General features: G+C 33.3%; 16 protein-coding genes. All 16 read left to right on the plus strand.

Going from position 1 to position 24,157, the window contains the following annotated elements:
* Positions 1-289: 289 nt before the first annotated feature.
* The 16 genes from uvrB to LGK95_RS07855 all read left to right on the plus strand — a co-directional run bounded on the left by uvrB (position 290) and on the right by LGK95_RS07855 (position 24,002).
* Positions 290-2,275 (plus strand): excinuclease ABC subunit UvrB, encoded by a 1,986-nt coding sequence (gene uvrB, locus LGK95_RS07780; RefSeq protein WP_226123845.1) that lies wholly within the window; start codon positions 290-292, stop codon positions 2,273-2,275.
* Positions 2,276-2,300: 25 nt separating this feature from the next.
* Complete coding sequence (uvrA, locus tag LGK95_RS07785; protein WP_226123846.1) at positions 2,301-5,123, plus strand: excinuclease ABC subunit UvrA; 2,823 nt, start codon at positions 2,301-2,303, stop codon at positions 5,121-5,123.
* A 69-nt stretch (positions 5,124-5,192) separates the two neighbouring features.
* On the plus strand, positions 5,193-5,621 hold the full coding sequence (locus LGK95_RS07790; protein ID WP_226123848.1) for an FHA domain-containing protein: 429 nt from the start codon (positions 5,193-5,195) through the stop codon (positions 5,619-5,621).
* Between the two features lie 59 nt (positions 5,622-5,680).
* Complete coding sequence (locus LGK95_RS07795) at positions 5,681-6,925, plus strand: FtsW/RodA/SpoVE family cell cycle protein (protein ID WP_226123850.1); 1,245 nt, start codon at positions 5,681-5,683, stop codon at positions 6,923-6,925.
* Positions 6,918-8,342, plus strand: a complete 1,425-nt coding sequence (locus LGK95_RS07800; RefSeq protein ID WP_226123852.1) for a peptidoglycan D,D-transpeptidase FtsI family protein — start codon at positions 6,918-6,920, stop codon at positions 8,340-8,342. The genes LGK95_RS07795 and LGK95_RS07800 overlap by 8 nt, the downstream gene beginning before the upstream one ends.
* 279 nt (positions 8,343-8,621) lie before the next feature.
* Positions 8,622-10,487, plus strand: a complete 1,866-nt coding sequence (gene uvrC, locus LGK95_RS07805) for an excinuclease ABC subunit UvrC (protein ID WP_226123854.1) — start codon at positions 8,622-8,624, stop codon at positions 10,485-10,487.
* Positions 10,488-10,640: 153 nt separating this feature from the next.
* On the plus strand, positions 10,641-11,558 hold the full coding sequence (gene murB / locus LGK95_RS07810) for a UDP-N-acetylmuramate dehydrogenase (protein ID WP_226123856.1): 918 nt from the start codon (positions 10,641-10,643) through the stop codon (positions 11,556-11,558).
* A 181-nt stretch (positions 11,559-11,739) separates the two neighbouring features.
* Entirely contained in the window at positions 11,740-12,624 is an 885-nt protein-coding gene (gene rapZ, locus LGK95_RS07815; RefSeq protein WP_226123858.1) for an RNase adapter RapZ, read from the plus strand.
* The gene (locus LGK95_RS07820; RefSeq protein ID WP_226123860.1) at positions 12,621-13,958 is read left to right on the plus strand and encodes a gluconeogenesis factor YvcK family protein; all 1,338 of its coding nucleotides are present in this window, start codon (positions 12,621-12,623) and stop codon (positions 13,956-13,958) included. The genes rapZ and LGK95_RS07820 overlap by 4 nt, the downstream gene beginning before the upstream one ends.
* Before the next feature lie 4 nt (positions 13,959-13,962).
* The gene (gene whiA, locus LGK95_RS07825; RefSeq protein WP_226123862.1) at positions 13,963-14,913 is read left to right on the plus strand and encodes a DNA-binding protein WhiA; all 951 of its coding nucleotides are present in this window, start codon (positions 13,963-13,965) and stop codon (positions 14,911-14,913) included.
* Between the two features lie 7 nt (positions 14,914-14,920).
* The gene (locus LGK95_RS07830) at positions 14,921-16,225 is read left to right on the plus strand and encodes a DRTGG domain-containing protein (protein WP_226123863.1); all 1,305 of its coding nucleotides are present in this window, start codon (positions 14,921-14,923) and stop codon (positions 16,223-16,225) included.
* A gap of 31 nt (positions 16,226-16,256) precedes the next feature.
* The gene (locus LGK95_RS07835; RefSeq protein WP_226123864.1) at positions 16,257-16,541 is read left to right on the plus strand and encodes a Dabb family protein; all 285 of its coding nucleotides are present in this window, start codon (positions 16,257-16,259) and stop codon (positions 16,539-16,541) included.
* Between the two features lie 62 nt (positions 16,542-16,603).
* The gene (locus LGK95_RS07840; protein WP_226123866.1) at positions 16,604-20,185 is read left to right on the plus strand and encodes a DNA polymerase III subunit alpha; all 3,582 of its coding nucleotides are present in this window, start codon (positions 16,604-16,606) and stop codon (positions 20,183-20,185) included.
* 349 nt (positions 20,186-20,534) lie between these two features.
* The gene (gene pfkA / locus LGK95_RS07845; RefSeq protein WP_226123867.1) at positions 20,535-21,494 is read left to right on the plus strand and encodes a 6-phosphofructokinase; all 960 of its coding nucleotides are present in this window, start codon (positions 20,535-20,537) and stop codon (positions 21,492-21,494) included.
* Between the two features lie 80 nt (positions 21,495-21,574).
* Positions 21,575-23,335, plus strand: coding sequence for a pyruvate kinase (pyk, locus tag LGK95_RS07850; RefSeq protein WP_226123869.1), 1,761 nt, complete (start codon positions 21,575-21,577; stop codon positions 23,333-23,335).
* A 304-nt stretch (positions 23,336-23,639) separates the two neighbouring features.
* A complete protein-coding gene (locus tag LGK95_RS07855) occupies positions 23,640-24,002 on the plus strand; it encodes a DUF1540 domain-containing protein (protein ID WP_226123871.1) in 363 nt (120 codons plus the stop codon).
* The last annotated feature ends 155 nt before the right edge of the window (positions 24,003-24,157 follow it).

Below are 24,157 nucleotides of genomic sequence, written 5' to 3' on the forward strand. Positions count from 1 at the left end.
GAAATTAATTAGACTAATGAATAATTATTATTAGTACATATTTAGTGTTAATGTAAGAAATGCAAAATACAGTAAATAATTACTAGAATAAATATTAGACTGACCCCCCTACAAAAGTTCATAATGATGTTATTATAGTAAATGTAGATTAATTAAGAGTGTTCTATATAGTGAACACTCATAGCTTATTATAGGATTAGAAATACGATATTGACATATCAAAAAGTTATAGTTAAAATGTTAAGTAACGAACAAACGTTCAGATAAAGGAAAATAAGGCGGTGATTTTATGTATGAGTTTAAGTTGCATTCAAAGTTTAAACCCACTGGGGACCAACCACAGGCTATAGATAGTCTTGTGAAAGGAATAGATGCGGGTAAAAAGTTTCAAACTCTTAAAGGGGTAACTGGTTCGGGTAAAACTTTTACTATGGCTAATATTATTGAGAGAGTTCAAAAGCCAACATTGGTGCTTGCTCATAATAAAATCTTAGCGGCGCAGCTTTGCTCAGAGTTTAGAGAATTTTTCCCTGATAACTGTGTAGAGTATTTTGTGTCATATTATGATTATTATCAGCCTGAGGCTTATGTTGCACAGACCGATACATTTATAGAAAAAGATTCATCTGTTAATGATGATATTGATAAATTAAGACATTCAGCTACATCTGCATTACTTGAGCGTAATGATGTTATAGTTGTGGCTTCAGTTTCATGTATATATGGGCTTGGTAACCCTGAGGAGTATAAAAAACTTACAGTATCCCTTCGGGAAGGCATGGAAAAGGATAGAAATGAAGTAATAAGGCATTTAGTAGATATACAGTATGAAAGAAACGACATTAATTTTATTCGGGGAACCTTTAGAGTACGCGGGGACACTGTTGATATATTCCCAGCTTCATCGTCTAGTGAAGGAATTAGAGTAGAGTTTTTTGGAGATGAAATAGAAAAGATTAGAGTTTTTGATTCACTTACAGGAGAAATTATCGGAACCAGAAAACATGTTTCTATTTTCCCAGCATCCCATTTCGCCACATCAAAAGATAAATTAGAGATTGGTATAGCACGAATAGAAGAAGAATTAGAGGTAAGGCTTAAAGAGCTTATTGAGGAAGATAAAGCACTCGAGGCACAAAGACTTAAGCAAAGAACTAATTATGATATTGAGATGATGCGCGAGGTTGGTTATTGTACTGGTATTGAGAATTATTCTAGAATATTAGATGGTAGGCCAGCAGGAACAGCTCCTCAAACTTTAATGCATTATTTTCCTGATGATTATTTAATGTTTATAGATGAGAGTCATGTAACTCTTCCACAGGTTAAGGCTATGTTTGGAGGAGATAAATCAAGGAAGACTAATTTAATTGACTATGGGTTTAGGCTTAAGTCAGCTTATGATAATAGACCCCTAACATTTCAAGAGTTTGAGGGCAGCATGAATGAAACAATTTTTGTAAGTGCAACTCCAAGTAGCTATGAAGAAGAACATAGTGAAAATATCGCAGAGCAAGTAATAAGACCTACGGGATTATTAGATCCTGAGATTGTTATAAGGCCAGTTAAAGGTCAAATAGATGATTTATATGCTAGTATTCAGGATACAATAAAAAAAGGGTTTAGGGTTTTAGTTACAACTCTTACGAAAAAGATGTCAGAGGATTTGACTAAATATTTTAGAGAAATGGATATGAAAATAACCTATTTGCATTCAGATATTGATACAATAGAAAGAATGAAGATAATTCAAGACCTTAGGCTGGGCACGTTTGACGTGTTAGTAGGTATAAATCTTTTAAGAGAAGGACTAGATATTCCAGAAGTAGCACTTGTTGCAATACTCGATGCAGATAAGGAAGGATTTTTGCGCTCCGAAACCTCGTTAATTCAAACGATAGGAAGAGCTGCAAGAAATTCAGAGAGTAAGGTAATAATGTATGCTGACAAAATAACAAAATCCATGAAAAAAGCTATGGATGAAACTACAAGGCGTAGAAAACTTCAGATGGATTATAACGAAGAGCATGGTATTACGCCAACTACTATTGTTAAAGATATTAGGGAAGTTATCGGATCTATAACAGTAGCTGAGGATAAAGAGGTATATGAAACTCTCGAAGCTGCAATGAGTGCAAATTACGAAGAGACTAAAAAGTTAATGGATAAGTATGAAAATGAGATGAAGCAATCAGCTAAAGATTTACATTTTGAAAGAGCTGCTGAGCTTAGAGATATAATATATAAACTAAAGAAGCAGATTAAAAACATATAATTATATTAATACAGAGGAGATAACCATGAGGGATAAGATTTTTATAAAGGGCGCCAAGGTTCACAATTTAAAAAATGTTGATTTGGAGATACCAAGAGACAAGTTTGTAGTATTTACTGGACTTTCGGGATCAGGTAAATCTTCGCTTGCATTTGATACATTATATGCAGAGGGGCAAAGAAGGTATGTGGAGTCACTATCTGCTTATGCAAGGCAGTTTTTAGGTAATATGGATAAGCCAGATGTCGAGTACATAGAGGGGCTTTCCCCTGCTATTTCAATAGATCAGAAAACTACTAATAGAAATCCACGTTCCACAGTGGGTACTGTAACTGAAATTTATGATTATCTGAGACTACTTTATGCAAAAGTTGGAACACCTCATTGTCCTAAATGTGGCAAGGAGATTACTCAGCAAACTGTAGACCAGATGGTGGATAGAATAATGGATATGCCAGAGAAAACTAAGATTTCAATATTGGCACCAGTAATAAGAGGGAAAAAGGGTGAACACGTTAAGGTAATAGAAAATATTAAAAAAAATGGCTTTGTTCGTGCTAGAATTGATGGCACCACTGTCGAGCTTATGGAAGAAGATATAAAGCTAGCAAAAACGAAGAAGCATAGTATTGAGATAGTAATAGACAGAATTTCCGTAAAGCAGGAAGTTCGCGGAAGGCTTTCTGAATCTTTAGAGAGTGCATTAAAACTAGCAGAGGGTACTGCTATCGCTAGCATTCGCGATGGAGAAGACATACTTTTTAGTGAGCATTTTGCTTGCATAGATTGTGGTATTAGTCTTGGGGAATTAGCACCTAGAATGTTTTCCTTTAATTCTCCATTTGGTAAGTGCGATACCTGTGATGGTCTTGGTACGCTTATGGAAATTGATGAGGATTTAATTATACCTGATAAGAGTAAGAGTATTAAAGACGGGGCTATTATGTCTTTTGGGGAAGGTAGCCTTAAGGAAGATTCTTGGACTTTCTCGGTACTACGTGCATTGAGCTTAAAATATAAGTTTAGTTTAGATACACCTATAGAGGATTATGATCCAGAAACTCTTAAGATGTTATTATACGGAACTAATGGAGAAAAAGTTAAGGTAGAGTATGTTAAGGAGTACAGATCAGGAACTTTTAATCATGCTTATGAAGGAATTATAAATAACTTAAAAAGACGATATTTTGAAACCTCGTCAGATTATATAAAAAGAGATGTTGAACAATATATGGGCGATAATGCATGTCCAAAATGTAAGGGCGCAAGGTTAAGCCCTGAGGCACTAGCCGTAACAGTTGGAGGCATGAACATAAGCCGATTTTGTCAGTTGTCAATTACTGATGAAGCAAATTTCTTAAATGATATTGAATTATCGGAAAAGAATAAGATTATTTCTAATCAAATATTTAAAGAGATAAATGATAGACTTAACTTTTTAAAGGATGTAGGGCTTGATTATTTAAACTTAGCTAGATCAGCGGCTACATTGTCCGGTGGAGAAGCTCAGAGAATAAGACTAGCAACTCAGATAGGCTCTAGTTTAATGGGCGTTTTATACATTTTAGATGAGCCTAGTATCGGTCTTCATCAAAGAGATAATGATAAACTTATTAAAACATTAAAACATTTAAGAGATATAGGTAATACAGTAATTGTTGTAGAACATGATGAGGATACTATGAAGGCAGCAGATTTTATTGTAGATGTTGGACCACAAGCTGGAGAACATGGTGGAGAAATTGTGGTTGCAGGAACAATTGAGGATGTTAAAAACTGTGAGAGATCAATTACAGGTCAATATTTAAGTGGTAAAAAGAAAATTGAGGTTCCAGAAAAAACTAGAAAATCTAATGGGCATAGTATAAAAATACTTAATGCAAAGCAAAATAACCTTAAGAATGTTAGTGTGGAGTTCCCTTTAGGGGTATTTACTGCAGTCACTGGTGTTTCAGGTTCTGGAAAGAGCACCTTAGTAAATGAAATTTTATATAAGGGTCTTAATAAAAAGGTGAATAAATCTAAAAAGAATGCAGGGCTTCATAAAGATATTTTAGGATCAGAGAACATTGATAAAATTATAAATATAGACCAGGGACCTATTGGGCGTACCCCAAGATCCAATCCAGCTACCTATACAGGGGTATTTGATGTTATTCGTGATGTGTTCTCAATGAGTTCAGAAGCAAAGATGCGTGGTTATAAGCCAGGTAGATTTAGCTTTAATGTAAAGGGCGGAAGATGCGAGGCTTGTCACGGTGATGGAATAATTAAAATAGAAATGCAATTTTTATCTGATGTATATGTGCCTTGCGAAGTTTGTAAAGGAAAAAGGTATAATAGAGAAACTTTAGAAGTTAAGTATAAAGGGAAAAATATTGACGAAATTTTAAACATGACTGTAGAGCAAGCTGTAAAGTTTTTTGAGAATATTCCAAGAATTTATAGTAAATTTCAAACACTAATGGATGTTGGCCTTGGATACGTAAGACTTGGGCAACCATCAACGCAGTTATCTGGTGGTGAGGCTCAAAGAATTAAACTTGCATCTGAATTATCTAAAAGAAGTACTGGTAAAACCTTTTATATATTAGATGAGCCTACTACAGGGCTTCATACTGATGATGTTAGCAAACTTATTAAAATACTCCAAAGGCTAGTAGATTCAGGGAATACAGTAGTTGTGATTGAGCATAATTTAGATGTTATTAAGTGCGCGGATCACGTTATAGACTTAGGTCCTGAGGGTGGAGATAAGGGTGGGACTATTTTGTGCACAGGAACGCCAAAAGAAATATCTCTAAATGTAAAGTCATATACAGGACAATATCTGAAAAAAATGTTATAATTCATATAAGGCTAGCATATTAAGTAAATGCTAGTCTTTGATTATTTTTTAAAGAGGAGAAAGTGCATTATGGCTAATATAAGCTTGTTTTTTAAATTTGCAATTATAGCGATTATTTACATTATAATAATATTTGCTTTAAAAATAATGTATAAGGACATAAAAGGTGGTGCAAAACAGAAACCGATTATGAGAAAAACTATGGGACTTGAAGTTATGGAAAGAGGAGAAAACTTTAATTTAAGAGTTGGTGCAGTTATTCCTCTAAACGATGAATTAACCATAGGACGAAAGGGAGATAACCTATTGATTTTGGGTGACAAGTACGTATCATCTCAGCATGCAAGGATATATTTAAAAAATACAGATTACATATTGCAAGATTTGAGAAGTACAAATGGTACCTTAAAAAACAAAAAAAAGGTAACAGACAAAGTGGGTATAAAAAAAGGTGACGAGATTAAAATAGGAACTTCAATTTTTAAAGTTATAGGTTAAATATTACAGCACCTTAGGTGGAAAGCAGTTGCGTAGATGATGATTAAAGAGGTGATAGTATGGAAAGTATAAAGGAAGAAAAAAAACTTCTAAGATATACTTATCTTTTGTGTATAGTTTTGTTTCTTAATTTGTTTTTAATTGGAAAAGATTCTTTTGATAAAGGCGCTATAATAATGGGTGTAATAATATGTTTGATTTTTGCGTATTCTCATTTTATTATAAGAAGATTTTTTCCGGATGGCGATAAGTATATATTACTATTCTCAAATGTTTTAGCAGTTATAGGCATGGGGATTCTATATAGGCTAGACTCTCCTACTGCACTTAAACAACTTATATGGTATACCGTAGGCATTGCCGTATTCATTTTAGTGGTAGTGCTTTTCCCGAGTTTGAAAAAATTTGGTAAATACAAGTATGTTTATATGGTGTGTACACTTGTACTTATGTCTTTAGGAAGTATACTAGCTAATCCCACTTATGGATCTAGAAACTGGGTAAGCCTAGCTGGTTTCACTTTCCAACCAACAGAATTTGCTAAATTATCTTTGGTAGCATATTTAGCAGCAGCACTACAGTATTATGGAAAGGATTTTCAGGGAAAGTCAGAGCTTGCTAGATTTAAGGCATTACTTGAGCCTGGAATTGTAGTTATGGTATCACTTGGGTTCATGGTAATTCAAAAGGATTTAGGATCAGCTCTTCTATTTTTCGCTATTTCAGTAACTATGCTTTATATTGCTACCTCAAATTTTAAGTATGTACTATTATGTTTGGTACTTTTTATTATGGGTGCATTTATAAGCTATAAACTATTTGGACATGTAAGGTTAAGGTTTATGATCTGGGGTAACCCATGGAAATATGGTAATAATGAAGGCCTTCAGATAGTACAATCTTTAATATCTATAGCTTCAGGTCATCTTTTCGGGACAGGTCTTGGACTTGGATATCCTAAAATGGTCCCTGTTGTTAACTCAGATTTTATATTTGCGGCAATATGCGAGGAAATGGGACTTCTTATGGGATTCGCTATTCTTATTTTATTCTTTTTACTGTTTTATAGATGCATGAGAGTTCCCGTTTATAGCAAGGATAACTTTACTAGGTTACTTGCAGTGGGATATAGTACAATGATAGCGGCCCAAGTTTTGGTAATAGTGGGGGGAGTAGTTGGAGCTATTCCACTAACAGGTATAACGCTGCCACTGGTCAGTTATGGTGGAAGTTCCATGATAATAACTTTCTTTTCACTTGGTATACTTCAAAAAATTTCGGAGGATGGACAAAGTTATGAATGATTTTGTTAATAATATAAAAAAGGTAATGTTAGTGTTTCTAATATTTTTTATTGTTTTAATTTCCTACATAACTTACTTATATGTATTTAAGAGCGAAACAGCCGTAAGTAGTTCATTTAATCAGAGGCTTTGGGCTGAGCGAAATAAGGTATTAAGAGGAACTATTTATGATAAGGATATGACAGCACTCACAGAAAGTACTAGATTAAGCGAAACATCACAAAAACAGACTTATTTACAGGGAGCAGTTTTTGCACATGCCATAGGTTATATGGATCCTAGATATGGACTTGCAGGCCTTGAAAAAAAATATGATGCAGAACTTATGGGCGAGGGTAACTCGTCACTTCCAAAGTTTGTATTTTTTGGTAAAGACAATGATCAGAAAGTTGGCAATGGATTAAGAACTACCCTTGACTCTGAACTCCAACAAAAGGCATATAGTCTTTTAGGTAATCATCGTGGGTCTATTGTGGCTATGAATCCTAAAACTGGTGAAGTTTTAGCCATGGTTTCAAAACCTTCTTATGACCCTAATAATTTAGATGAAAACTGGAAGAGCATAAATGCAAATGATGAAAGACCACTCCTTAATAGAGCGGTATCTGGGCTTTATCCACCGGGATCAACATTTAAAACTGTTACAGCAATAAGTGCTTTAGAAAACATTCCTAATGTTTACAATACCAGCTTAAATGATAATGGCAGTTTAATTGTCAATGGAACAAGACTACTAGGAAATTTTCAGGGTGAGACTTTTGGGAATATAGATTTTAGATCTGCTTATATGCATTCTAGTAATGTGTTTTTTGGGTCATTAGGTCTTGATGTAGGAAATAAGTCATTAAAGGAAACAGCAGAAAAGTTTTATTTTAATAAAAATATTCCGTCAATAGGATTAACTATAGAAAATAGTCAATTTCCAAGCTATAAAAATAATGAAAAAGGTAATATTGCGCAAAGCGCTATAGGTCAAGCTTCAGTTTTAGTTACGCCTATGCAAATGGCATTAGTTGTGAGCAGCGTTGCTAATGATGGTATTATGATGGAGCCAATGCTAGTTAAAGAAATATTAAGTAGTAAAGGCACATCAATAGATAAATTACAACCGAAACAACTAGGCGAAGTAATGACAAAGCAGAATGCTTCGACTATGAAGGGTTTAATGAAGGATGTAGTAGCTGAAGGTACAGGAAAGGGCGCAGCGCTTTCTAATATAGTGGTTAGTGGAAAAACAGGTACTGCAGACCATCAAGCAGATGTTAGTAATCAAGGGGCTGCTCATTCCTGGTTTACTGGATTTGCACCTTATGATAATCCTCAAATTGCAATTGCAGTAATTGTAGAGGAGGGTGGCCAAGGTGGTAATCTAGCTGCACAGATAACTAAGGAACTTGTTAGAACCTATTTGAAATAAAGCATTAGCTTCAATAAAGGTCTAAAACGTGCGAATGTATATAATGTTAATAATATAAAGTCAAATATTGTAATGATATTTGACTTTATATTTTGCACAAAAACACTTAATTAGTATTATAATTAGATATGTTGAAAGGTGAAGCAAATAGTCCTATAGGTAACATAACAGATGTAGCAATTTGTTATAAATTGCCCGGGAAATTTAATTGCAGGAGTATAATTTTGACCGCATATGTCTTTATGCATATTTTATTTATATTTAAGGGGGTGTTACATTGTGTTTGATTTTGAATATCAGCTAAAGAGTCTTCCAGATGCACCAGGAGTATATCTTATGAGAAATCATCTTGGAGAAATAATATATGTGGGGAAGGCAAAAATATTAAAAAATAGAGTAAGGCAATATTTTAAAAGTTCAAAAAGCCATTCTGTAAAAGTGAAGGCTATGGTTAAAAACATATCTGAGTTTGAGTATATAGTAACGGATTCAGAAATGGAGGCTTTAATACTTGAGTGTAATCTTATTAAAAGATATAGCCCCAGATACAATATTTTGCTCAAAGATGATAAACACTATCCCTTTATAAAGATAACGATAAATGAGGAATTTCCAAGAGTATTTGTAACTAGAAACATTGCCAATGATGGTGGAAAATATTATGGGCCATACACAGATTCAGCAGCTGTATATAGCACTATAGAACTTATAAAACAGATATACCCACTTAGGACATGTAGGAGAACTATTAAAGAAGGATTAAATCCTACTCGTCCTTGCTTAAATTATCATATAGGGCTTTGCAAAGCTCCTTGTGCGGGGTATATTAGCAAAGTAGATTATGGAAAAATTATAAAAGGTACAATGGAATTACTAACAGGAAAAGACAAAAACATAAAAGATGATCTTAAGTTAAAAATGGAAAGTGCATCAGCATCTTTAGAATTTGAAAAAGCTGTGGTATATCGCGATAAAATCATGGCGATAGATAAAATAAATCAAAAGCAAAAGATTATAATAGGAAATTGCGAAAATGAAGATTTTATTAATATATATATGGATGAAAAAGATGTTTGTCTTCAAGTGTTTTTCCTCCGAGATGGTAAAATAGTAGGACGTGAACATTTTATTTTAAATGACGAAGCAGACCAGGTACCAACTGAGCTTATAGAAGAGTTTATAAAGAGATTTTATGGGGCTACGGCATTTATTCCAAAAACAATATATGTGCCTTTTATAAATGAGACAGATATTCTTGAGCAGTGGCTTAGTTCTAAAAAGGAATCAAAGGTTATGATTAAAATCCCTCAAAAGGGAGAAAAGAAAAAGACCTTAGAGATGGTAGAAAATAATTCTAAGATAACTCTTGAAAATTTCAAATTAAAAGATATGCAGGATAAGGAAGTTCATAAAATAGCACTGCAGGAAATTGTAGAATTATTAGAACTTGATGAAATACCGGAAAGAATTGAATCTTATGATATATCAAATATAATGGGTGTGGATTCTGTAGGTAGCATGGTAGTTTTTGAAAATGGAAAACCTAAAAGCAGTGATTACAGAAGGTTTAAAATAAAATCTGTAATAGGAGCTAATGATTATGATAGTATGCGCGAAATCCTAGAGCGAAGATTTATTCATGGACTAGAAGAAGTAGAACAAATAAAAGAGAGACATTTAGAGTTAAGTAAAGGTAAGTTTTGTATATTTCCTGATTTAATTCTTATGGATGGTGGAAAAGGACAGGTTAATATTGCAATAGAAGTCTTAAATAATCTTAATATTAATATACCGGTATGTGGAATGGTTAAGGATGATAGGCACAAAACTAGAGGTTTGATATATAATAATATAGAGCTTGATATGAAAAGTAATTCGCAAAGTATGCACTTAATTACTAGAATACAAGATGAGGTGCATAGATTCGCGATCACATATCACAGAACTTTAAGGGACAAAAGAACTTTATATTCTATATTAGATAATATACCGAATATTGGTGGAAAGCGAAGAAGAGAGTTATTAAAGAAGTTTGGTAGTGTTGATAATATAAAGGTTGCAAGTAAGGTGGAACTACTGGATACCCCCTCCATGGATAGTAAGTCTGTAGAGTGTGTTATAGAATATTTTAAAAACAGTAAATAGTTACAAATGTAACCACTATATTAATGATGGATATAAACTGTTGAAATTTTTTTGAAAAAAGGGTAAACTATAGGAACTATAACTTCTGTACATAATTTTATGATTTGTGTTATGGAAGTATATAAATATATTAATATTTTCAAGGAGCAGAATATGAAGCAATATGCGAAACTGATTGAACAAATAAATAAGGTAACACTAAAAGAAAACATAAAGCTAGATGAACCTATGGAAAATCATACTTCTTTCAAAGTAGGTGGACCAGCAGATATTTTAATAACTCCAGAGAACCCTAGTGAGGTTCAAGCTTTAATAAAAATTTGCAAAGAGAATAATGTTATTTATTACTTAATAGGCAATGGGTCTAATTTGCTTGTACGTGATGGTGGAATTCGCGGTGTGGTTATAAAATTATGTAAGATTAATAAAATAGAGGTTCAAGGAAATAAGATAATTGCTCAAAGTGGAGCTACTTTATACGATGTTACTATGGTTGCATTGGACGAAGGACTTAAGGGAATTGAATTTGCTAGTGGAATTCCAGGTAGCATTGGTGGTGCGGCGGCTATGAATGCAGGAGCATACAATGGCGAAATGTCTATGGTGCTTGAAAGCACACTAGTTATTGATAATAATGGAGAATTATTAACTTTAACAAAAGATGAGATGGAGCTATCATACAGGAGTAGTGCTGTTTTAAAAAATGGATATACAGTCATAAGCGTTACTCTTAGTCTTCAAGTAGGAGATAAGTTAGTTATAAAAGCGAGAATGGACGAACTAAAGAAAAAACGAAGTGACAAACAACCATTAGAATACCCTTCAGCTGGTAGTACATTCAAAAGGCCAGAGGGTTATTTTGCAAGTGTACTTATACAAGAGTGCGATTTGAAAGGTACATGCGTTGGAGATGCTCAAGTTTCTGTAAAACATTCTGGATTTATTATAAATAAAGAAAGTGCAACAGCAAAGAACATCTTGGACTTAATTAAGTTTGTACAGGATAAAGTAAAAGAAAAATTTGGGGTAGAACTTAGCACTGAGGTTAAAATTTGGGGCGAGGATAAATAGTATTTTAAAATGCACAGTAAGTTAAACTTCTGTGTATTTTTTTATGTTTGCATATCTGTAATGATCCCTATATGTGTTATAATAAAAAATGATACTACATTAATACAATGGAGTATTTAAACATTTAAAATGGATTCATTGATAATGGGAATTGTTAATTTTTGTAGAGGGGGTATTTAAAATGAGATTTGTTATATTGACAGGGTTATCAGGCGCTGGGAAAACACAAACTGTACGAAATCTTGAGGACTTAGGATTTTTTTGTGTTGATAATTTGCCACCTTTATTAATTCCGAAATTTGCAGAGGCATGTTATCAATCAAATGGAAATATAGATAGAATTGCATTAGTTATAGACATAAGAGGTGGAAAGTTTTTTGATGATTTATTTGAAAGTTTAGCGTACCTAAAAGATGAAGGATATAAGTATGAAATATTATTTTTAGAGGCATCAGATAAAGTACTTGTTAAAAGATATAAAGAGTCAAGACGTAAACATCCTCTAGCACCAGAGGGAAGAGTTTTAAATGGTATTGCAACTGAGAGGCGAAAACTTAGAGATGTACGGGAGCGTGCTGATCATATAATTAATACATCAAAACTTTCTGCAAGGGAACTTACAGAAGAAATAAATAACATTTATAGTGAGGAAGGTCAAATAGAAACCAAGCTTATTATAACTGTGCTTTCTTTTGGATTTAAATATGGAATACCTGTGGATTCAGATTTGGTGTTTGATGTTAGATTTTTGCCGAACCCATATTATATTCCAGAGCTTAAGCAGTATTCAGGGAATGATAAACCTGTAAGAGATTATGTATTAGATTTTGATGGGACCAAAGTGTTTATTGATAAACTTCAAGATATGTTACAGTTCCTTATCCCAAATTATAAGGCTGAGGGAAAAAGACAGCTAATAGTTTCTATAGGATGTACAGGGGGAAGACACAGATCTGTAGCCATAGCGAATAGGGTTTATGAAATACTTGAGCATAATGGCTATGATGTTAATATAGATCACAGAGACGTAAATGAAGATGTAAATAGAGGTGACATTAAATTATGATGCTTAGTAAGTTGCTTGCACCTGGAGTTAATATAAAAAGGTGGATACTTCTAGGTATAGTAGGTAGCTCCATTTTAGCTTTCGGAGTCGTTGAAATCATAAATGAAACTAATTTTTCTTTGAGAAATATATGTTTTTCAATAATGTTAATAGGTTTTGGATCTTTAATAATATATATAGCTATAATTCAAATTATTAAGTTCTTTATTATACTTGTAAATAAGGGAAATTTAGATGTAGCTATTAACTCGAAGAAGTTAGGGGATTTAATCTATGAGAAGAGGGTACTTATAAAAGGACCTAAAATTGTAGTAATCGGTGGAGGCACTGGTTTATCAACTATGCTACGGGGGTTAAAAAAGTACACAAATAATATAACTGCAATAGTTACAGTAGCAGATGATGGTGGGGGTTCGGGGGTATTAAGAGAAGATTTAGGGATTCTTCCACCGGGGGATATTAGAAATTGTATGTTAGCCCTTGCCGAAACAGAGCCACTTATGGAGGAACTATTACAGTATAGATTTAAAGATGGAAGGTTAAAGGACCAGAGTTTTGGCAATTTATTTTTAGCAGCCATGGATGGAATATCAAACAATTTCGAAGAAGCTGTGCAGAAAATGAGCTCAGTACTTGCAGTAAAAGGAAAAGTTATTCCAGTTACTTTGGATAATATGGTTTTAAAGGCAAAACTTAAAAATGGAATGATAATCGATGGTGAATCTAATATACCACAAGGTGTAATAGATAATGATAGTGCTATTGATGAGGTTTTTATAGAACCTAAGGATGCTAGAGCGATTAAAGAAGCATTGGTTGCTATAAATGAAGCAGATGCAGTAATACTTGGGCCAGGTAGTCTTTATACTAGCATTATTCCAAATTTATTAGTAAGTGAAATAAGGAATGCATTAGATAAAACAAAAGCTATAAGAATTTATGTTGCAAATATAATGACTCAACCAGGCGAAAGTGACAACTATGGTGTTAAAGATCATATAAAAGCTATTAACAAGCATGCTAAATGCAAGGTTGTTGATTATGTGGTAGTAAACACAGGAAAAATAAGCAGTGAACTTGAACAAAAATACCATGATGATAATTCCAATATGGTTCACATAAATGAACAAGAGCTTACAAAAAATGGCATAGGGGTAATTAAGAGAGATTTTGTTGAGGTTGGAAAAGGATATATAAGACATGATCCAGATAAGCTTGCAGCTATTTTAGTAGAAACAATTATGGAAAAAAGATTATTTAAAGATAAAAAGAAAATAGTAGAATATTTTTATCTATCGCAAAAACTCAAAGAAAATAAACAAAATAAGGAGTAGAATAATGTCATTTTCGTCTAAGGTTAAAAATGAAATTTGTAGATTTACAGACATGAGTAAGAAGGAAGCCATGGCTGAAATGGCGGCTATAATGAAGGTTAGTGGGACTATTGGACTTGGATCTAACAAACAAGTTAATTTTCAAATAACTACTGAAAACCCAGCAATAGCAAGACTTATCTTTAAATTATTAAAGGAACATTTTAAGATTCATGCAAGGTTACTAGTTAAGAGAAGTAATTCGCTTAAGAAAAAGAATGTTTATGTTGTTATAATTACTGAAGAAATGGGTGTTAAAGACTTATTAAAGCAAGTAGCAGTTCTTGAGGACGAGAACTTTTTTTCAATAGATTATACAATACCGGAAAGATTAATAGATGCTGAGGAATGCAAACGTAAATATATAAGAGGAGCCTTTTTAGGTGGTGGAAGTATTAGTAATCCTGAAAAAAACTACCATGTTGAGTTTGTTACACATGATAGTGATTATGCAGAGGAGCTAAGCACACTTATTAATAGCTATGGATTATTTTCAAAAATAATACAAAGAAAAAGTAGTTTTGTAATTTATATTAAAGAAGGCGAACAAATTGTTGATCTCCTTAATATAATTGGTGCACATAACTCTTTATTGTTCTTAGAAAACGTAAGGATAATGAAAGAGATGAGAAATAATGTAAATAGGCTTGTTAATTGTGAGACAGCAAATCTAAGTAAAACAGTAAATGCGTCAGTAAGGCAAGTAGAAAGCATTAAATTAATACAAATTGAAATAGGATTTCAAAGATTGCCTAAAAACTTAAGAGAAATTGCTGAATTAAGACTTGAATACCCAGATGAATCTTTAAAGGAACTTGGTGCAATACTTGAGCCACCAGTTGGTAAGTCTGGGGTTAATCATAGATTACGAAGAATAGAAAAAATTGCTGAAGAATTAAGGAAAGAAGGAAGGTAGAAGGACAATGTCAAAACATGAGGAGATAGTTAATTTTATTCTTTCTTTGGAAGTTGGAACTAAGATATCAGTAAGGGGCATTAGTTCCCAATTAGGGCTTAGCGAAGGTACATCGTATAGGGCGATAAAAGAGGCTGAGAACATGGGTATTGTTAATACCGTGCCAAGGGTTGGAACAGTAAGAGTTGAGAAGGTATATAAAAAAAACATTGAAAGTCTTACTTTTGCTGAAGTTACAAGAATCCTTGATGCGACTATTTTGGGCGGAAAAGACGGTATAAATAAAATTTTAAATAAATTTATTATAGGTGCAATGGATATTGAGTCAATAATTAGATATCTAAGACCAGGTTACCTGCTTATTGTTGGAAATAGGGAAGAAGCACAACAGCTTGCCCTTGAAAATGAGGCCGCGGTATTGATTACTGGAGGATTTGATTGTAGTGAAAAAGTAAAGGCGATTGCAAATGAAAAAGGTATTCCTGTATTATCGTCAACCTATGATAGCTTTACAGTAGCAAGCATGATAAATAAAGCTATTTATGAAACTATGGTTAAAAAGGAAATTATTCTAGTTGAAGATGTAATGGATGTTAATACTACGTGTCTGATGGGCTCTGACACTGTTGCTACGTGGAGAAAACTAATGGCAGAAACTAATCATGAGAGGTATCCGGTGCAAGATGAGCATATGAAGATTATTGGCATAGTTACGCTTCGAGATCTTCAAGGACATAACGATGAAAATGAATTAATAAATAAAATTATGAATAAAAATCCTATTTGCGTAACACCTAAAACAACTGTAGCTTATGCTGCTCATATTATGGGTTGGGATGGAATAAAGATTTGTCCTGTAATTGATAAGAAGAAGTTAGTGGGAGTTTTAACTATAGAACATGTTATAAAAGCAATGGAGTTTGCACTAAGGCAGCCTCAAGTTGCGGAAACTTTAGAGGATCTTATATTAATGAATTTCACCTGCGTACATGAAGGTGATAATTTGCATTTCAATGGGCAAATTGTTCCTCAGATGTTAGACCCTTTTGGAACTGCTTCTTGGAGTTCACTCAATATGCTTCTATCAACTATGGGCATTATGGCATTAAGACAAAATAATAACATTAATGTATCGGTAGATAGCATTATGGCATATTTTATGAAACCTGTGCAAATGGGTAGTGATATAGATATATATACACAAATTGTGGATAAAGGTAGAAGTTTTTCTAAGGTAGAAGTAAACATGTATAATACGCATAAGGACCCTGTGGCAAAGGCTATGATTTCTGCGAAAATGTTTACTAAATAATATGTCTTTTTAAATATAAGGAGGTACAATAATGTTTACACACATAGTATTTTTTAAGTTAAAGAACATAGAGCAAGCAACAGAAGCTAAAAATATTTTACTTAGTATGGAGGGGAAAATACAACAACTAAAAGGGCTTGAGGTAGGAGTAGATGTTTTGCATTCTGAGCGCTCTTATGATTTGGCCCTTATTACTAAGTTTGATTCTTTAGAGGATATTAATTCATATGCAGTTAGTGAGTATCATGTGAATTCAGTGCTTAAGTATTTAAAACCTATGCTAGAATCTTCTAAAACTGTGGATTATGAAAGTTAGGTTGTTGACTAATTTACAGTCCACTGTGGACTAATTACACGACTTTGGAGGGAAGTGAAAAAGTGACTGAGGAACTAAAGATAGAAAAGAAAGAAGATTTGGGAAGTTTTGTGCATCTTCATGTGCATACAGAGTATAGTTTGCTTGATGGTTCGGGAAAAATTAAAGAGCTTATTGCTAAAACCAAGGAACTCGGCATGAAGAGCATCGCTATAACAGACCACGGAGTAATGTATGGATGTGTGGAGTTTTATAAGCAAGCGAAAGAGCAAGGTATTAAACCGATTATTGGTTGTGAAGTATATGTAGCAGCTAAATCAATGGATATAAAGGAAGCTAATAGAGAAAATGCTACGCATCATTTGATACTTTTAGTTAAGAATACTAAGGGTTATGAAAATTTGATGCAAATAGTTTCCTCAGCCTCAATTAAGGGTTTTTATTATAAACCAAGGATTGATTTTGAATTCTTGTCAAAGTATAGTGAGGGAATAATTGCTAGTAGTGCTTGTCTTGGTGGTGAAATACAGAGCCTTCTTTTGCGTGATAATTATGAGAAAGCAAAGGAAATAGCCTTAAAATATAAAGAGATATTCAAAGACGGTTTCTATTTAGAATTACAATACCATGGTATGCAAGACCAGTTTAAGGTTAATGAACTTTTAGTTGAACTTTCAAAAGATACTGAAATTCCCTTGATTTGTACTAATGATACTCATTATATAGAGCAAGAAGATTCAAAGGCTCATGATGTGCTTTTGTGTATTCAAACAGCTAAGACTGTTGATGATGAAAACAGAATGAGATACCCATCTGATCAATTTTATTTAAAATCTCCTGAGGAAATGAAAAAGACATTTGCCTATGTACCAGAGGCTTTGGAAAATACAGTTAAAATAGCGGAGATGTGTAATTTCGATTATGAATTTCATGTCTCAAAACTTCCTAAATTTCCATTGCCTGAAGGGGTCGACCCATACGAGTTTCTAAGAGAATATTGTTATAGGGGTTTGGCTCCTAGGTATGAAGTATTTAGTGAAGTATTAACTAAGGGTTTTTCTATAGAATATATAAATAAAATAGCAGAGGGTAATGCAGATGCTAAGCTCTATGTAGATAGACTTGAATATGAACTTAATATAATAAAACAAATGGGATATGTTGATTATTTTCTTATAGTATGGGATTTTATAAAGTTTGCAGTAGATCATGATATTCCGACAGGTCCAGGTCGTGGGTCAGCTGCAGGTTCGATAGTTGCTTATACTTTAGATATAACGAAGATAGATCCTATTAAATATAATCTTATCTTTGAACGATTCTTAAACCCAGAAAGAGTATCAATGCCAGATATAGATTCGGATTTTTGTTATGAGAGACGCCAAGATGTAATTGACTATGTAGTAGCAAAGTATGGATCTACTAATGTATCGCAAATCATAACATTTGGAACAATGGCTCCTAGAGCTTGTATAAGAGATGTTGGAAGGGCTATGAATTATTCGTATGCAGAGGTAGATAGAATTGCTAAGATGATACCAAGTGTGATAGGAATCACTATAAATAAGGCACTTGAGATGAATGCGGAGCTAAATACATTATATAAAGATGATTCACGTGTTGAAGCCCTTATAAATATTGCGAAGGCACTCGAGGGACTTCCAAGGCACAGTTCCACTCATGCAGCAGGAGTAGTTATCGCGTCAAAACCTCTAGTAAGTTATGTTCCTCTTCAGAAAAATGATGAAATGATAGTAACACAATTTCCTATGGGAACCCTGGAAGAACTTGGTCTTTTAAAAATGGATTTCCTAGGACTTAGAACACTTACAGTTATGAGAGATTGTGTTGATTTCGTGAAAGAGAATAGAAATGTATCTATAGATATAGATGATCTTAATATTGAAGATCATAAGGTCTACAAGATGATTGGGGAAGGAAAAACTGTAGGTATATTCCAACTTGAATCTTCTGGAATGACTAGCTTTATGAAGGAATTAAAACCTGACAATTTAGAGGATATTATTGCCGGTATAAGTTTATATAGACCAGGCCCTATGGCTGAAATACCACGTTATATAAGAAATAAGAACAGCATGGACAAAGTGGAATATGAAACCCCACAGCTTGAGGGAATCCTCGGTGTTACTTATGGTGTAATGGTATACCAAGAGCAAGTAATGGAAATTGTTAGAAAACTTGCTGGGTATTCTATGGGTAGATCCGACCTTGTTCGCCGTGCTATGTCTAAAAAGAAGCACAAGGTTATGGAAGAGGAGCGTTATAACTTCATCCATGGAATAGTTGGCGAGGATGGGATAATAGAAGTTGAGGGATGCCTTCGAAATGGAATTACAGAGAAGGCGGCTAATCGTATATTCGATCAAATGATGGATTTTGCATCTTATGCTTTCAATAAATCCCATGCCGCAGCTTATGCAGTTGTAGGATATGAAACGGCTTATTTAATGTGCTATTATCCTACAGAATTTATAGCTGCTATGCTCAACAGCGTAAAGGGAAATAGTGAGAAAATAGCTTTCTATACTAGGTATGCAGTGCAAATTAACATTGGAGTTCTGCCACCTAGTATAAATGAAAGTTATGCAGAGTTTACTGTAAAAGGTGATACTATAAGATTTGGTCTTTCAGCACTTAAAAATGTAGGGGTAAATGTTATAGAGAGCATTGTACGTAATCGACAAGAAAAAGGTGATTTTACTGGTTTTATGGATTTTTGCAATAAAATAGATACAGGGTGCGTAAGCAAACGAGCAGTAGAAAGTCTTATTAAGGCAGGAGCCTTTGATGATTTTAAAATCCATAGGTCACAACTATTAGCAATCTATGAAAAGGTATTAGATGGAGTAAATAACGATAGAAAGAGAAATATTTCAGGACAAATAAATTTGTTTTTAGACTTTGACAATGATTATGATAATTTTGAAATAGAGTATCCAAATATTAAAGAATTTAAAAAGAAACATCTTTTAGCTATGGAAAAGGAAATCACAGGAATATATTTATCTGGTCATCCATTAGATGAGTATGAAGAGACACTTAAAATACAAACTAATACCAGAATATCTGATATAGTAGTTGAGGAAAGCCTTGAAGAAGGTAATGAAATGCTCAGTGAAAGCTTTAAACTTCAAGATGGGGACAAAGTAATCATCGGAGGTATAATATCAACTGTTAGTAAAAAAGTTACCAAGAACAACGATATGATGGCTTTTATTAACCTGGAAGATTTATATGCAAGCGTTGAAGTAATAGTATTTCCGAGGACCTTTGAAAAATATAAGTCACTTTTAGAAGAGGACGAAATAGTAATAATAAAAGGTAGAGTAAGCATTCGCGAAGAAGAACAGCCAAAGATATTATGCGAAGACATTAAACCCCTCCTAAAGATTAATAGTGAGAAAATTTATATATTAGTCGAAAATGAAATCATGGTAAAGGATGCATTGAAAAAATTAAGACAGAACTTGGCGATATACAGAGGGAATACCCCCGTATTCATTTGTACAAAAGAGCCAAGAAAAATGTATGCTGTAGATAAGAGTTTGTTTCTAAGTGAAGAAACAGATACTATGGAGATACTAAGAAATATATTTGGAGAAAATAACATAAAAATTCAATAAGTTAGGTTTATTATAGTGGGAAATATTACTAATAGTAATTAGACTTATCATGGGAATAATAGTGGGAGATATATTTTTTCTCCCGTATTTATCCATTTAAAGGTTTACAGTGTCATGATTATAAAATATTTATAAAAAAAATAATTTTTTTTTAAATATTATGTTGAATAATTCAAGAATTTTGTATAATATTAAAGTATAAGGGTATTTTTAATTAGTAGAAATGTTTTTGTTAGCAAACATGAATATATTATAACCATAGTGGGACAAACTTTGTCCCAGTGGTACAAGAAGAGGAAACAATCAATAATTGTTTATCTCTCCCAGAGAACTATGAGGAGGAATGTTTATGAAGACAATTGCGGTATTAACAAGTGGAGGAGACGCACCTGGAATGAATGCAGCCATTAGGGCAGTAGTTAGAATGGCCATATATAAAGGCATAAGGGTTATGGGCGTACAAAGAGGATATAGTGGACTTATAAACGGAGAAGTTTTTGACATGGATAGGCACTCTGTTTCCGATATAATTCATAGAGGTGGGACTATTCTTAGAACTGCAAGATGTGAAGAATTTAAAACTGAAGCTGGAAGAAAAAAGGCAGTCAACGTATTAAGAGTATTTGGAATTGACGGATTAGTAGTAATTGGTGGGGATGGTTCTTTCGCAGGAGCACAACTTTTATCAGAGATGGGTATTGCAACTGTAGGTATTCCAGGAACTATTGATAATGATTTACCTTATAGTGAATATTCTATAGGGTTTGATACAGCGCTCAATACAGTACTTGACGCTATTAATAAAATAAGAGACACATCAAGCTCTCATGAAAGAATTAGTGTAATTGAAGTAATGGGAAGAAATTGTGGAGATATAGCCTTATACGCTGGTATTGGTGGAGGGGCTGAAGAAGTGATTATTCCTGAAAAAGGGTATGAAATAGATACTTTGTGCAAAACTATATTTGAAGGTAAACTAAGAGGCAAAATGCACAATCTTATAATCCTTGCTGAAGGTGTAGGCGGAGCAAATGAGCTTGCAAAGCAAGTCGAAGAAATAACAGGAATTGAATCAAGGGCTACAATACTCGGCCATATTCAAAGGGGTGGAAGTCCAAGTGCTTTTGATAGAATGCTTGCATCAAAAATGGGAGTAGAAGCAGTACAAGTGCTTATAGAAGGTAAATCAGGAAGAGTTATAGGCATGAAAGATGGCAAAATAATTGATGAAGACATCAATGAAGCACTAGAAATACCAAGAAAGTTTAATGAGGAACTTTATGAAATATCAAAAATTCTTTCTTACTAAATTGTCTACTATGATGATTTATCAAGAAAGTTTATATAGTAATGCAAATACAAAATAATTAACAACAAGAGGAGTAGTTTATGAAAAAAACTAAAATAATATGTACCGTGGGACCAGCTAGTGATAGTAGAGAAACAATAAAAGACTTAATGAATTCAGGAATGGATGCTTCAAGGCATAATTTCTCTCACGGAGACCACGAAGAACATAAAGCAAGAATGGATTCAGTAAAAGTTCTTAGAGAAGAACTTAATAAACATATTGCTATAATACTAGACACTAAGGGACCAGAAATAAGAACAGGAAATTTTGCAACTGGTAAAGTAGAATTAAATGAAGGTGCAGAATTTACTGTTGTTTGTGGTGAAGAAGTTATTGGAGACGAAACTATATGCTCAGTAACATATGAACAATTATATGAAGATGTTAAGCCTAATGATACTATCTTAATAGATGATGGCTTAGTAGGACTTAAGGTAGTAGAAGTAGTAGGAAAGAAAATAAACTGTGTTGTATCAAATAGTGGTATGATAGGTAACCATAAAGGTGTTAATGTACCAGGAGTTTCAATAAATCTTCCTGCACTTACAGAAAGAGATATTAATGACTTGAAATTTGGATGCGAACAGGGTGTTGACTTTATAGCAGCATCATTTGTAAGAAAAGCATCAGATGTACTTCACATTAGACGTGTACTTAATGAAAATGGTGGAGAAAAAGTACAGATAATCTCTAAGGTTGAAAATAGAGAAGGAGTTAATAATATCGACGATATCATTAAATTCTCTGATTGTGTAATGGTTGCTAGAGGAGATTTAGGAGTAGAAATTCCTACTGAAGAAGTTCCAATAGTTCAAAAAATGATTATTTCAAAATGTAACGCTGCTGGTAAAGCGGTTATAACAGCTACTCAGATGTTAGATTCTATGATTAGAAACCCAAGACCAACTAGAGCAGAGTCTTCAGATGTTGCAAATGCAATATTTGATGGTACAGATGCTATAATGCTTAGTGGTGAGACAGCTAATGGTAAATATCCTGTTGAGGCTGTAACAATAATGGCTAAAATAGCACAAACTGCTGAAAATGCTCTTAACTATGAAGATAAGTTAAAGAAGAAAAGAGAATTCCATACCCCTAATGTACCAAATGCTATTAGTTTAGCTACTTGTAATACAGCTATGGAACTCAATGCATCAGCTATTATTACTGCAACTCAAAGTGGTAACACAGCTAGAAAAGTTTCAGCTTATAGACCAGAATGTGCAGTTATTGCTGTTACTCCTTATGAAGTGGTTGCTAGAAGTTTAGCATTAAACTGGGGTGTAGTTTCAATATGTGCAAATAAGATAGAATCTACAGATGAACTTATAGATAATTCTGTAAATATGGCTTTAGAATCTGGATATGTACAAAAGGGAGATTTAGTAGTTATTGCTGCTGGAATTCCAGCAAATTATGTAGGCAGCACAAATATGATGAAAGTACATATTGTTGGTGATGTATTAGTACAAGGTAAAGGAAATATAACTGCATCAGCTTGCGGTACAGCTTGTTATGCTGAAAATGCAAAAGAAGCTAGTGACACTATGCGTGATGGTGACATTTTAGTTGTGAAAAAATTAGATGCAGAATATGTTGATTTATTAGATAGAGTTTCAGGAATTATTGTAGAAGACTATGCACATAGATCAAATGTTGTTATTGAAGCTACAGCAAAATCAGTTCCAGTAATACGTAATGCAACAGGAGCAGTAGAAATTATTAAAACAGGTTCATTCATAACAATGGATGCAGCTAGAGGTATAGTATATAGCGGTCGCGCTAATATAAAATACTAAGACACTCAAAAAAGATTGCCAGATAATTGGCAATCTTTTTTTTATTTATAAATATTTATAAAAACTGTGTATAATTTTCTTTATTATGGTTATAATTATAAGTACAAGCAAAATAACATGGCAACTGATTCTTTAGGGCATCTATATATCTATATGGTGCTTTTTTTTATTCCTTTCAAATAATATTAAAGTTATGTTGAGTTTAGGTAAAAGATCATATTTATTATGTAATTATTCTTATGTATAGTATAATAAAAGCATAAGATACAAACTATAACTAAAAATAAATAGTGGAGGGATAAACATGAGAGGAACTCTAAGTTGTACTGCAACAAGTTGTGTTAATAATATGTCGGGAATATGTTCAGCTGGCACTATCAATGTTTCGGGGTCAAATGCCCATAGCACTGAAGCAACACAGTGCGAAACATTTGCCGAAAAGGGATTAAAAAATTCATTAAGTAATGTACTTAATATGAATGTGGTTGGTGAGTTTAAGCAAGTATTTAGCAATGCAACTATAGAGATGAGTCCAAGTATTAGATGTGATGCTATAAACTGTATGCATAACTTAAAAGAAGAATGCCATGCAGAAAATATTATGGTGAATGGAATCGGTGCTTTAAGTAGTGCAAAAACAGAATGTGAAACGTTTAAAGAAAAATAGAATTTTAAAATCATAGAATGAACATTTTTTTAAACTATGCTAAAAGGCATCTTCAAAGAAGTGACAAGTCAGTGTGCTAGCATTTATGGCCTGACACTTCTTTATAGATGCCTTTAGTGTGGAAAAACATTAAAGTTAGAGATTGAGAGGAGAAA

Origin of the sequence: Clostridium algoriphilum (assembly GCF_020443705.1) — a bacterium.
Lineage (GTDB): Bacteria > Bacillota > Clostridia > Clostridiales > Clostridiaceae > Clostridium_AD > Clostridium_AD algoriphilum.